Below are 12,044 nucleotides of genomic sequence, written 5' to 3' on the forward strand. Positions count from 1 at the left end.
AACACGGCAGGTTCGCCTGCCGTGCTGACCCTTCTGCTGTGGGTCTGCGTTCTATAGTTAGTTATCCCACAGACGGTTTTGCCCGACGCGAGTCGGCCAACAGAAGGCGATCTCATCATGGTTCAGCGCAGGCTCTTCGCCACCCCCCTCCACGTCGCTCATCACCCGTTTGACCTGCCCGGACAGCCACTGGCGGTGACGCCATGAGGCGGCGCTGGCTCTGGAGCCTGCTCATCCTGTGGGCGCTGCCGCTGCTGGCGGCGGATCTCAAGCCGCAGCGGCTGCCCCAGCCAGGGGATCTCGCCAGCATATTGCAAAAGAAAGAGCTGAGGGCCTTGGTGGTCTATGAGCGGGGCTTTTTCTTCCTCGACAAGGGGACCCAGCACGGCATCCTGGTCAACCAGCTGCAGGGGTTCGAGCGCTGGCTGAACCAGACTTACCTGGCCAAGGAGAAGATCAAGCTCAAGATCATCTACATCCCGGTGCGCCAGGACAAGCTGCTGGACTATCTCGCCGAGGGGCGGGGGGATCTGGTGGCTGCCAACATGACGGTGACGCCGACCCGGCGCGAGCAGGTGACCTTCTCCAACCCGGTGATCGCACCCATCGAAGAGTGGGTAGTGAGCCAGCACAGCCTGCCGACCTTCAACCGCATTACCCAGCTCTCAGGCCGGCGGGTCTGGGTGCGGGCCAGCTCCAGCTATTACGAGAGCCTGCGCCAGCTCAACTGGCTGTTTCGCGAGCTGGGGCTGCCCCCTGTCTATATCGAAACCGTGCCTGAATACCTGCAGGACGGGGATCTGCTGGAGATGGTGGCGGCCGGCATCATACCGCTCACCGTGACCGACAGCTTCAAGGGGCGGATCTGGCTCGGCATGATCAGCGGGCTGCGAGCCCACAAGTTGATCCCGCTGCGGGACAACGGCCGCAGCGCCTGGGCCCTGCGCAACAACAGCCCAGAGCTGCTCAAGGCGGTCAACGACTATCTGGCCGATGCCGGCAAGCGCACTCTTTACAGCGACATGACCCTGCGCCGCCTGCTGGCTCGCAACGACCAGATGAGCAACATACTGGCGCCGGATCCGCTGGGCCGGTTGTCAACCATCCGCAAGGTGCTGGAGCAGCAGGCCGACAAGTACCGGCTGGACTGGCTGATGCTGGCGGCGCTGGCCTACAAGGAGTCTGGCCTCAATGCCAATATCCGTTCCGAACGGGGGGCGGTGGGGATCATGCAGCTGTTGCCGAGTACCGGCAGCGAAGTGGGCATTCGCGGCGCTCGCCTCGCCAGCCTGGAGGGTAACGTGGAGGCGGCCTGCCGCTACATGCGGTTGATCCTCGACACCTATTTCAACGATCCCAAGCTGGACGTGCTCAACCGCCATCTGTTTGCGCTGGCGGCCTACAATGCCGGCCCGAACCGGGTGCAGGCGCTCAGGGCCAAGGCCAAGGCCGAGGCCGCCGGGCTGGATCCCGACGTCTGGTTCGGCAACGTGGAGCAGCTGGTGGCCAACGAGGTGGGGCAGGGTCCCATCAACTATGTCAGCACCATCTACAAGTACTATGTGGCCTATCGCTTCAGTCTGCCCCAGCTGGAGGGCAAGGCGGCCGCCATCGAGGCGGTGGCCCAGCCCTGACGTCCGGCTAGTGCGATGGGGTGGGCGAGGTGAAGGGCTGCCAGGCCTGATCCCTGTGTTGCAGATACCAGGGGGTCAGCTGGCCGCTCGGCGAGGGATCCGGCTCACTGGCCTGCGGTCTGTGACTGATGGCGGGGCGATCCGTGAGTTCCATGGTAAATTCCTTCATCCTGTTGCTACGAGGCCCTTAGCCAGCGTTATGCCATTTCCTCATGACAGGCGGATGACGCCATGATCCCCGCTGAATTCGCCCTGATAGACCAGCCCGAGCTGGCGCTCAAGCTGCGCTGTCAGCTGATCCGCGGCGCCAGAAGCCGGATCCAGGCTCAGTACTACAGCTGGGAGGAGGACAGCAGCGGCAAGCTGCTGCTGGCGGAGCTGCTGCATGCCGCCAAACGCGGGGTGCGGGTGCAACTGCTCATCGATGACCTCTATGCCGGCGACAACCGCTTCCTGGAGATGGTGGCCCACCAGCCGGGCATCGAGGTGCGTCTGTTCAATCCCTTCTGGTTGCGCGGCTGGCGGCCACTGACCCTGCTGCTGGAAGGGCTGCTCAGCTTTCGCCGCATCAATCACCGCATGCACAACAAGCTGCTGCTGGTGGACGGCAGCCAGGCGGTGATCGGGGGTCGCAATATCGGGGATCGTTACTTCGGACTCGGCGGTGCCCCCCAGTTCGTCGATCTGGATCTTGCCTGCCGCGGCCCGCTCTGCCAGCGGGTCGAGCAGGGGTTTGATCAATTCTGGCGCAGCCGCTGGAGCCACCCGATCCGCCGTCTGTTGCGCCGCCCGCTGCAACGGGCCGAGGTGCAGGTGGTGAACGACTTCCTGCTGACCCTGAACGAGCCGCAGATCGCGGCCGTCTATGACCTGCCGGCCAGCCTGTTCGATCCCGAGCCCATCCCCCTGCGCTGGCATGCCGGGCGGGCCGAGGTGTGGTTTGACCGCCCCGGCAAGGGGCTGGTATCCCGGCCCACCACGGCGCGCCTGCTCTGGCGCAAACTGGCCGACAATCAGGGCACATTGCGCCTGGTCACCCCCTATCTCATCCTGACCCGGGGGCTGCGCCGCCGGCTCAGGCAGCAGCGTCAAGCGGGGGTGACCATCGACATCCTGACCAACTCCCTGGCCAGCACGGATGTGCCGCTGGTGTACGGCGCCTACCGCCGTCACCGCCCCTGGCTGATACGCCAGGGCATAGCGCTGTCGGAGCTGGAGGGGGCATCTCTCAGCCTGCACGCCAAGCTGATCCTGGTGGGGGAGGAGGAGGCGCTGCTCGGCAGCTTCAATCTGGATCCGCGCTCCCTGCTGCTCAACACCGAGTTGGTGTTGCATCTGGCCTGCCCCGCGCTGTGCGCCGAGTTGCAGCAGTGGCTGACGACCTGGCAGCAGCGTTCATCCCACTCGGTGGCTGCCCCGCCCTCGACCCTGCGCCGCCTGCTGGCCAGGGTCAGTGACTGGTTGCCGTTGCAGCGCTGGTTGTGAGTGGATCACGGCTTGTGCGAGATCTCGCAAAGCCTTGTGCGCCTTCGAGGATAACGTTTGCCATCCAATGGCGATGGGGTGATTTATCGTATTGTTTTTAATCAGATTGTTTTCTGGTTGAAGTTGGATGAGCGGCAGATGCTTGCATAGATGGCCGAATATATCGGTTTTTTATTTTATTTATCTGCGTAATATTTCAACTGCAAGGACAACACGACGGTTTGCCGTCGTGCGGAAGAGGGTCGTGAAGGGAATCGGCCGACTGGATCGCTCCAGCCGGAGCCTGCTTCAGATGGGTAGCGGAAACTCAGGAAGCAGGAGAGGAACCCGACGGGACCGGATTCCAATATGGAACATGCTATTTGCGAGGGGGTGACATGCGAGTGTCACCCCATTTTTTATGGCCTGCTGGCTGGGCTGAACAAAAAGACCGCCGATTGGCGGTCTTTTTCTTTGTGTCGTCTGACGGTCTATGGTCAGGCGATGCCTGCCAACAGGCGGCTCCAGTTGCGTTTGGCCACGGTGAAGGCATCGTGCAGGCTGCGATACTCCAGCTGCAGTTTCAGCTGGTCGTAGCGGGCCAGCGCCTTGCGCTTGCGCTGCTCCAGCAGGCGTTTGCGGCTGGCGTAGTAGTGCTGCAGCTGCTGGCTCAGCTTGTCGTACTCCTCTTGCAGCAACGCCTGCCACAGCTCCCTGTCGTCCTGTCTGTGCAGCCTGGCCTGGGCCCGTTTCAGCTGCATCTCCAGCCTGGCCTGCTCGATCCGTTCTTCCGGGCAGGCGCGCAGATCCCGTGCCAGCCCGCACCAGGCGGCACTGCGGATCAGCCACTTGGTAGGATCGAACTGCCACCAGCGGATGCCGTTGCGATAGTCGTTCTCGAACAGGTGGTGGAAGTTGTGGTAGCCCTCGCCGAAGGTGAAGAAGGCCAGGATGCCGTTGTCCCGCGCGCTGTTGCGGTCGGTGAAGGGCTGACTGCCCCAGATGTGGGCCAGGGAGTTGATGAAGAAGGTGGTGTGATGGGTCATCACCATGCGCAGCACCCCGGCCAGCAGCAGCATGCCGAGCAGATCGCCGTGGACGAGCCCCAGCAGCAGCGGGATGCCGATGTTGGTGGCCAGGGTCAGCGCCAGATAGTGCCTGTGCTGGAAGGCGACCACTGGGTTGTTCTGCAGATCCCGCACGTTGCTGTAGTCGTGGTAGATGTCGCGCTGATATTCCCGCAGCATCCAGCCGATGTGGGAGAACCAGAAGCCGCGGCCCGCACTGTAAGGATCCTTCTGGTTGTCATCCACGTGGCGGTGGTGGCGACGATGATCGGAAGACCAGTGCAGCGCCGAGTTTTGCAGGGCGAGGGCACCGCCGATGGCGAAGATCCACTGCAGGATCGGGTGCGCCTTGTAGGCCTTGTGCGACCAGAGCCGGTGGTAGCCGGCGGTGATGGAGATGCCGCAATAGCAGAACAGCAGCAGGAAGCTGCCCCACTGCCAGAGGTCATAGCCATGGGTCATGCCGTACCAGGGCACGGCGATCAGTGCGGTCAGCCCGGAGAGGGCGAACAGCAGGGTGTTGGTCATGATGATCGGGGGGCGTTCCATCTCACTCGGTTCCTTTCAGCGAACAGCTGTGCGCTATTTTCCATGCAGCCGGAATTGGGGTCAATGGTAAAAAAGTAGGAGACAAACCTGATCCTGGCGCAGCCTTCGGGTTATCATTTGGCCTCGATAACCTGAAGGTGACTGTTTTCGTGGGTATTCGCGCGCAACAAAAAGAAAAAACCCGGCGTACTCTGATCGAGGCGGCGTTCAGCCAACTGTGCGCCAATCGCAGCTTTTCCAACCTCAGTCTGCGGGAAGTGGCGCGGGAGGCCGGCATCGCGCCCACCTCCTTCTATCGCCACTTTCGTGACATGGAGGAGCTGGGGCTGACCCTGGTGGATGAAGGCGGCCTGACCCTGCGCCAGTTGATGCGCCAGGCGCGTCAGCGCATCGCGGGTGGCGGCAGCGTCATCAGCACCTCGGTACAGACGTTCATGGAGTTCGTCGAGAACAACCCGAACATCTTCCGGCTGCTGCTGCGCGAGCGCTCCGGCACCTCTGCTGCATTTCGCCAGGCGGTGGCGCGGGAGATCCAGCACTTTATCGCCGAGCTGACCGACTACCTCGAAGCCACCACGGGGGCGCCGCGGGAAGAGGCCTACATCCAGGCCGAGGCCATGGTGACCATCGTCTTCAGTGCCGGTGCCGACGCCCTCGACATGACCAGCGAGGAGTGCCGGGCCCTGTCCGATCGCACCATCCGTCAGCTGCGCATGATCGCCATGGGCGCCGAGGTCCAGAACCAGAAGCGCCGTGAACCTCTCTCTTAAGTCAAAGGATGGACAGCTCCATGCATGACCAGAACACGATTCCGAAGAAACCCCTGCTGCTGGCCCTGCTCATCGGCATCTGTGGTGATGCCTCCCTGACGGTCTTGTCAGAGTCTGCGGTGCCCTTCTCCTTCTTCCCGATGATCGCCTTCGTGCTGGCCGCCTATCAGCTCTACCAGCACTACCGTCATGTCTCGCTGGAGGGCAACACCCCGGTCTGCATGCTGCTCAGCTTCTTCATCGGCGTGTTCGGCCATTCGGCGCTGGTCAAGGTGCAGTACCCAGAGCTTGGCAGCAACTTCTTCTCGCTGATCATGATGTTGCTGCTGCTGGCCGTGCTCTCCATCAAGCTCGGTATCAGCGTGGGGAAAAAAGAGAAGGAGTGACCAGCACTCCTTCCATCACCACCATGACAGAGCCGGGATCACCCGGCTTTGTTGTCTTCGCCGCGCCGCTTGGCATCGACGATGGCCTGCAGCCTGGCGCGGATCTCCACCATGCCGAACACCCCGAACACCAGCACCTGGGTAAACTCGAGCCGGCTCACTGCGAAGTAGGGCTTGCAGGCAGCCTTGACCATGCTGGCCTGCACCCAGTGCATCAGGATCACGATCACGCCGCACACCGGCAGGAAGCCGTTGAGCTTGCCCGGCAGCGGGGCGATCAGGCTGACCAGCACGCCGAACCAGAAGAACAGGATCAGACCCATCGCCAACAGATTAAACACCCGCTTCATCGTTTACCTCCCGCACATAGCATTGATAGCAGACCTGATTTGATCGGCCTGTTTGTCCTTGAGTCGTTGTCCAGATTGACGGGGAGGAGCTCTGTGCCCATCTTCCCCTGCCACCCGGCTGTTAAACCGCGGTGTCATTCTTGATCTCGCGCAGATAGAGCTGGTAGCAGACTTGACCTGCCTGTTTGTCCTTGAGCAGTTGCCAGCTGGCCGGCAGCGGCAGATCGGCCATCTCCTTCTCTCGCTCCAGATAGATGAGGGCGTCCGGCGCCAGCCAGCCGCGCTGCTCCAGCAGCTCGCACACCTGGGGCAGCAACTCGCGGCGAAAGGGGGGGTCGAGAAACACCAGGTCGAACGGCGTGGCCGGCCCCTGCAGCCAGCTGACGGCATCGGTCTGGATCACCTGACCCTGGCTGCTGCCGAGGGTGGTCAGGTTCTTCTTGATCTGCTCGGCGGCGCCCCTGTCCATCTCGATCAGGGTGACCTGCTCGGCGTAACGCGACAGCGCCTCCAGCCCCAGGCCGCCGCTGCCGGCGAACAGATCCAGGCAGCGGGTGCCGCGCACATGGGGAGCCAGCCAGTTGAAGATGGTCTCCTTGACGCGATCCGTGGTGGGTCTGAGTCCTTCCACATCCCTGACCGGCAGTTTGCGGCCTCGCCACTGGCCGCTGATGATTCTTACAAAGCCCGATTTCCCCTGCGGGGCTGGGCTCTTGCTCGGGCCGTTACGGCTGGATTTCACTCTGGGCATCGCGTTTCGTCGTCAGAAAATAAAGTGATAGTATAAGGCGGTTCATTTTTATGCCGACCCGCCGAGGGACGGCTATCTTAGCAGTCAGCCTTTGATGTGAGTATTTTTAGATGGCAAAAGGTTTGTTTTCCTGGCTGGGTTTCGGCCGCAAGAAAGAAGAGGCTGAGGCTGTCCAACCACAGACACCGCAAGCCACCCCGACTACCGCTGAGCCCGAAGTCGCGGCTCACCCCGCTCCCGCTCCCGTTTCCGAGACGACTGTTTCCGATAGTACGCCGGCCGTCGCTGCTGAAGTGCCCGCCAGCGCACAGAATTCCGTTTTGCACGATGATTGCTGCCCGCCTGCCGAGCTGGACGACCATGGTCCGCTGGTGGTGGAGGAGTGTGCCTCCGATCTGGAGCCGGTGATCGTCAATGAAGCCCTGATCGCCGAAGAGGAGCGCGCGGCTGCCGAGGCGCAAGCCGCTGAGGCTGCCCAGGTGGCGGCCGATCTCAAGGCGGCGGAAGAGGCCCGCCTTGCCGCCGAAGCCCGCGCCGCGGAAGAGGATCGTCTTGCCGCCGAAGCCCGCGCCGCGGAAGAGGCCCTTATTGCCGCCGAAGCCCGCGCCGCAGAGGAGGCTCGTATTGCCGCCGAAGCCCGCGCCGCAGAAGAGGCCCGTATCGCAGCCGAAGCCCGCGCCGCAGAAGAGGCCCGTATCGCAGCCGAAGCCCGCGCCGCAGAAGAGGCTCGCCTTGCTTCCGAAGCCCGTGCCGCAGAAGAGGCTCGTCTTGCCGCTGAAGCCCGCGCAGCGGAAGAGGCCCGTATTGCCGCTGAAGCTCGCGCTGCGGAAGAGGCTCGTATTGCCGCTGAAGCGCAGGCTGCCGAGGAAGCCCGGATCGCCAAAGAGGCCCAGCGAGCGGAAGATTTGCGCCTGGTCGCCGCGATGGAGGCTGAGGCCGCTGCCCTCGCAGCTCTGCCGCTGGCCGCCAAGGTGGACGACGACACCCAGGACAAGCCGCAGCGGGAGGGCTTCTTCGCCCGCCTCAAGCGCAGCCTGGTGCGCACCAAGGAGAATATCGGTTCCGGCTTCTTCGGCCTGTTCCGTGGCAAGAAGATCGACGACGAGCTGTTCGAGGAGCTGGAGACCCAGCTGCTGACAGCGGATCTCGGTGTCGACACCACCACCCGTATCATCGAGGGGCTGGTGCAGCATGCGGATCGCAAGCAGCTCAAGGATGCCGAGGCGCTCTACGGCCTGCTCAAGCAGGACATGGGCGAGATGCTGGCCAAGGTCGAGCAGCCGCTGGTGATCGACACCGACAAGAAGCCTTACGTCATCCTGATGGTGGGCGTGAACGGGGTCGGCAAGACCACCACCATCGGCAAGCTGGCCAAGCAGTTCCAGGCCGAAGGCAAGAGTGTGATGCTGGCCGCTGGCGACACCTTCCGCGCCGCCGCCGTCGAGCAGCTGCAGGTGTGGGGTCAGCGCAACAACATTCCGGTGATCGCCCAGCACACCGGCGCCGACTCCGCCTCCGTCATCTATGATGCCATCGAGGCGGCCCGCTCGCGCGGGGCCGACGTGCTGATCGCCGATACCGCCGGCCGCCTGCAGAACAAGAGCAACCTGATGGAAGAGCTCAAGAAGGTGGTGCGGGTGATGAAGAAGCTGGACGATGCGGCCCCCCACGAAATCATGCTGACCCTGGACGCAGGCACCGGCCAGAACGCCCTGAGCCAGGCCAAGCTGTTCAGCGAGGCGGTGGGGCTGACCGGCATCACCCTCACCAAGCTGGATGGCACCGCCAAGGGCGGCGTCATCTTCGCGGTGGCCGACAAGTTCCAGATCCCGATCCGCTACATCGGGGTGGGCGAGGGGATCGACGATCTGCGTCCGTTCGTCGCCAACGACTTCATCGAGGCGCTTTTCAGTCGCGAGGAGTGAGTGTCTTCGCGATGAGCAAGCTCGGGCGCTGTGAGTTGAGCGCCCCCTGCCCCGACCCAGGTCGGGGCTTGTCACTGTCAGGGAACCGTTATGATCCGTTTTGACAAGGTCAGCAAGGTCTACAGCGGCGGCCATCAGGCGCTGCAGAAGGTCAGTTTTCATCTGCGCAAGGGGGAGATGGCCTTTCTGACCGGGCACTCGGGCGCAGGCAAGAGTACCCTCCTCAAACTCATCAGCGTAATGGAACGGCCGACCGACGGCCGTGTCTTCTTTCATGGCGATGACGTCAGCCACATCAAGCGGGGGGAGATCCCCTATGTGCGCCGCCAGATCGGCATGATCTTTCAGGATCACCGGTTGCTGATGGACCGCACCGTGTTCGACAACGTGGCGCTGCCGCTGGTGATCGACGGCTACAGCCATGGGGACATCAACAAGCGGGTGGCCGCTGCGCTCGACAAGGTGGGGCTGCTCGGCAAGGAGCGCTACCAGCCGCGCATGCTCTCCGGCGGTGAACAGCAGCGGGTAGGCATCGCCCGCGCCATCGTCAACAAGCCGCCGCTGCTGCTGGCGGATGAGCCGACCGGCAACCTGGATCCCCAGCTCTCCATGGACATCATGCGGCTGTTCGAGGAGTTCAACCGCTTCGGCGTCTCCGTGCTGATTGCCACCCACGATCTGGGGCTGATCGCCCGCATGCGCTATCGCACCCTGACCCTCAAGGCGGGTCGCATGTATTCGTCCGGGGAGGAGCTCTGATGGCCATTCGTGCGCGTCACAAACAGCCGCCGCTGCGGCGCTTCATGATGTACTGGGTTGACCACGCCCGCCAGGCCTTTGCCAGTCTGGGGGAGCTGTGGCGCAATCCGCTCGCCTCCCTGATGACGCTGGCGGTGCTGGGGGTCAGCCTGGCGCTGCCCTCCTGCTTCCACGTGCTGCTGAAAAACGCCGAGGTGGTGGAGGGGAGCTGGCAGACCAGTTCCCAGATCTCCCTCTACCTGCGCAAGGATCTGCCCGAGCAGAACATCCTCGACATGAAGCAGCGGATCCTGCTCTACCCGGAGGTGGAGTCGGTCACCTACATGAGCCGGGATGAGGCGCTCAAGGAGTTTCGCGAGATCTCCGGCTTTGGCGATGCGCTCGACTACCTCGACAGCAACCCGCTGCCGCCGGTGCTGAGCGTGATCCCGGATCCGCGCTGGCAGAACCCGGAAGGGGCGGCCGAGCTGCTCAACAAACTGAGCAACGAAGACGGGGTCGAGCAGGGCAAGCTGGATCTGCAGTGGCTGACCCGGCTGCAGGGGATCATGAACCTGCTGCGCCACACCATCACCGGCATCGCCGTGCTGCTGCTCTCCGCGGTACTGCTGATCGTCGGCAACACCCTGCGCCTGAATATCCTCAACCAGCGTTCCGAGATCGAAGTGCTCAAGCTGGTGGGGGCGACCGATGCCTTCATCCATCGTCCCTTCCTTTATACCGGCATCTGGTTCGGGGTCATTGGCGGCATGCTGGCCTGGTGGCTGACCGAGGTGATGGTGATCTGGAGCGAAGGGGTGGTGAAGGAGCTGGCGGGTCTCTACAACAGCAACTTCAGGCTGGTGGGCATGGGAGCGGTGGACGGGATCAACCTGATCCTGCTGGGGGCCCTGCTGGGGCTGATCGCCTCCTGGTTTTCGGTCCATCGCCACATTCGCGACATCGAACCGTCCTGATTAATTTATCAGCGTTTCAAAGCGCTGGATTTTGCGACCTGGATCAAGTAAAAGAGTGGCCGTTTCTGGCACGGCCACCGTTCTGGGAGTAATCTGGATAGCACCAGTCTTCAGGATCTTCTCTGGATCCTGTGAACCTTCTGATTTATAAGCAGTCTACAATTGCGAAGAATTTATACGGGTGTGGCCCCTATGCCTTGCTCGTCTGACTTGGCAAGCATGTGAAGGTTGCGAGCTCCGCAACAATGGACTTAGCATGCTACTTTTCGGGGGTCCTTCATTGTGACCCCCTTTTTTTGACTGTTCATTCATGATTCATCCTGCCGGCCTAAGATGATTCCGGTTCAGACATGCCAGTCATGTTTGATGCAGGCCGCAGAATGGCGTCCGGTCAGTAGACAGGCCCTCTCAGGGTGTTAGACTGATTCGATTGAAAAGTAAGAGGTAGAACATGGGAACTTCATTGCAGCGCACTATGGCTCTGATTCCGCAAGGTAGTCTGGAAGGCTATATCCAGGCAGTAAACTCGATTCCGGTGCTGAGCGCAGAGGAAGAGCGTGAGCTGGCTGAGCGTTTGCAGCAGGAAGGCGATCTCGAGGCTGCCCGTCAGCTCGTTATGTCGCACCTGCGTTTTGTCGTTCACGTCGCCAAGAGTTATGCCGGTTACGGTCTGCCCCAGGCCGATCTGGTGCAGGAAGGCAACATAGGCCTGATGAAGGCGGTCAAGCGCTTTGACCCGAGCGTCGGCGTGCGTCTGGTCTCCTTCGCGGTGCACTGGATCAAGGCCGAAATCCACGAATACGTGCTGCGCAACTGGCGCATGGTCAAGGTGGCGACCACCAAGGCCCAGCGCAAGCTCTTCTTCAACCTGCGCAAGTCCAAGAAACGCCTCGGCTGGCTGAACCACGAAGAGGTGCAGGCCGTGGCCGCCGACCTTGGCGTCTCCGCCGCCGACGTCACCGAGATGGAAGCGCGCATGAGCAACTACGATCAGGCGTTCGATCTGGTCGGTGATGAGGACGAAGAGGGCGGTTTTGCGCCGGTCCACTATCTGGAGGACAAATCCTCCGATCTGGCGGCCACCATCGAGAACGACAACTGGGACGATCACGCAACCCGTCGTCTGAGCTCGGCCCTGGCCACTCTGGATGAGCGCAGCCAGCACATCATCCGTGCCCGCTGGCTGGACGATGACAGCAAGACCACCCTGCAGGAGCTGGCCGATACCTACGGCGTCTCCGCCGAGCGGGTGCGTCAGCTTGAGAAAAACGCCCTCAAGAAGCTGAAGGATGCGATGGAAGCATAATCCTGTGCGCCGGGCGGGTGCGTCAGCTTGAGCAGCACGCGCCCAGGCAGCTGAAAGATACGAGGGAGGCCTGATGCCTCCTGATGAAAACAGGGCCTGATGGCCCTGTTTTTGTTTGGCGGGGATC

12 protein-coding genes are annotated in these 12,044 nt (G+C 62.4%); 8 read left to right on the forward strand and 4 right to left on the reverse strand.

From position 1 onward, the window contains the following. The first annotated feature begins 203 nt into the window (after positions 1-203). The gene (locus AB5Y81_RS14480) at positions 204-1,634 is read left to right on the forward strand and encodes a transporter substrate-binding domain-containing protein (protein WP_368146711.1); all 1,431 of its coding nucleotides are present in this window, start codon (positions 204-206) and stop codon (positions 1,632-1,634) included. A gap of 7 nt (positions 1,635-1,641) precedes the next feature. Here AB5Y81_RS14480 and AB5Y81_RS14485 read toward each other — a convergent pair whose 3' ends face one another. Next, positions 1,642-1,788, reverse strand: a complete 147-nt coding sequence (locus AB5Y81_RS14485; protein WP_176452780.1) for a hypothetical protein — start codon at positions 1,786-1,788, stop codon at positions 1,642-1,644. Between the two features lie 77 nt (positions 1,789-1,865). Here AB5Y81_RS14485 and AB5Y81_RS14490 point away from each other — a divergent pair, with 77 nt between their 5' ends. Beyond that, positions 1,866-3,119 carry a phospholipase D family protein gene (locus tag AB5Y81_RS14490; protein ID WP_124250226.1) on the forward strand — a complete coding sequence of 418 codons (1,254 nt, stop codon included), beginning with the start codon at positions 1,866-1,868 and terminating at the stop codon, positions 3,117-3,119. Positions 3,120-3,595: 476 nt separating this feature from the next. Here AB5Y81_RS14490 and AB5Y81_RS14495 read toward each other — a convergent pair whose 3' ends face one another. Continuing rightward, positions 3,596-4,714 carry a fatty acid desaturase gene (locus AB5Y81_RS14495; RefSeq protein ID WP_065017355.1) on the reverse strand — a complete coding sequence of 373 codons (1,119 nt, stop codon included), beginning with the start codon at positions 4,712-4,714 and terminating at the stop codon, positions 3,596-3,598. A 149-nt stretch (positions 4,715-4,863) separates the two neighbouring features. Between AB5Y81_RS14495 and fabR the strand changes: the two genes are divergently transcribed. Both fabR and AB5Y81_RS14505 read left to right on the forward strand, forming a co-directional pair. Next, positions 4,864-5,484: an HTH-type transcriptional repressor FabR gene (gene fabR, locus AB5Y81_RS14500; protein ID WP_005308043.1), complete on the forward strand. Its 621-nt coding sequence runs from the start codon at positions 4,864-4,866 to the stop codon at positions 5,482-5,484. A gap of 20 nt (positions 5,485-5,504) precedes the next feature. After that, complete coding sequence (locus AB5Y81_RS14505; protein WP_005308044.1) at positions 5,505-5,870, forward strand: YijD family membrane protein; 366 nt, start codon at positions 5,505-5,507, stop codon at positions 5,868-5,870. A gap of 38 nt (positions 5,871-5,908) precedes the next feature. Here AB5Y81_RS14505 and AB5Y81_RS14510 read toward each other — a convergent pair whose 3' ends face one another. Then, the gene (locus AB5Y81_RS14510) at positions 5,909-6,220 is read right to left on the reverse strand and encodes a DUF1145 domain-containing protein (protein ID WP_005308045.1); all 312 of its coding nucleotides are present in this window, start codon (positions 6,218-6,220) and stop codon (positions 5,909-5,911) included. Positions 6,221-6,341: 121 nt separating this feature from the next. Then, complete coding sequence (gene rsmD, locus AB5Y81_RS14515) at positions 6,342-6,971, reverse strand: 16S rRNA (guanine(966)-N(2))-methyltransferase RsmD (RefSeq protein ID WP_117405509.1); 630 nt, start codon at positions 6,969-6,971, stop codon at positions 6,342-6,344. Positions 6,972-7,081: 110 nt separating this feature from the next. On the opposite strand from rsmD, the gene ftsY reads away from it, so the two are divergent. The 4 genes from ftsY (at position 7,082) to rpoH (ending at position 11,917) form a co-directional block, all read left to right on the forward strand. Further along, positions 7,082-8,896, forward strand: coding sequence for a signal recognition particle-docking protein FtsY (gene ftsY / locus AB5Y81_RS14520; protein ID WP_279484999.1), 1,815 nt, complete (start codon positions 7,082-7,084; stop codon positions 8,894-8,896). Between the two features lie 90 nt (positions 8,897-8,986). Further along, positions 8,987-9,655: a cell division ATP-binding protein FtsE gene (ftsE, locus tag AB5Y81_RS14525; RefSeq protein WP_005308049.1), complete on the forward strand. Its 669-nt coding sequence runs from the start codon at positions 8,987-8,989 to the stop codon at positions 9,653-9,655. Further along, a complete protein-coding gene (gene ftsX / locus AB5Y81_RS14530; RefSeq protein WP_005308051.1) occupies positions 9,655-10,611 on the forward strand; it encodes a permease-like cell division protein FtsX in 957 nt (318 codons plus the stop codon). Before ftsE ends, ftsX begins: the two co-directional genes overlap by 1 nt. Before the next feature lie 451 nt (positions 10,612-11,062). Then, positions 11,063-11,917: an RNA polymerase sigma factor RpoH gene (rpoH, locus tag AB5Y81_RS14535; protein ID WP_005308053.1), complete on the forward strand. Its 855-nt coding sequence runs from the start codon at positions 11,063-11,065 to the stop codon at positions 11,915-11,917. Positions 11,918-12,044 lie beyond the last annotated feature (127 nt).

This window comes from Aeromonas sp. s2, assembly GCF_040907935.1.
Classification (GTDB): Bacteria; Pseudomonadota; Gammaproteobacteria; order Enterobacterales; family Aeromonadaceae; genus Aeromonas; species Aeromonas dhakensis.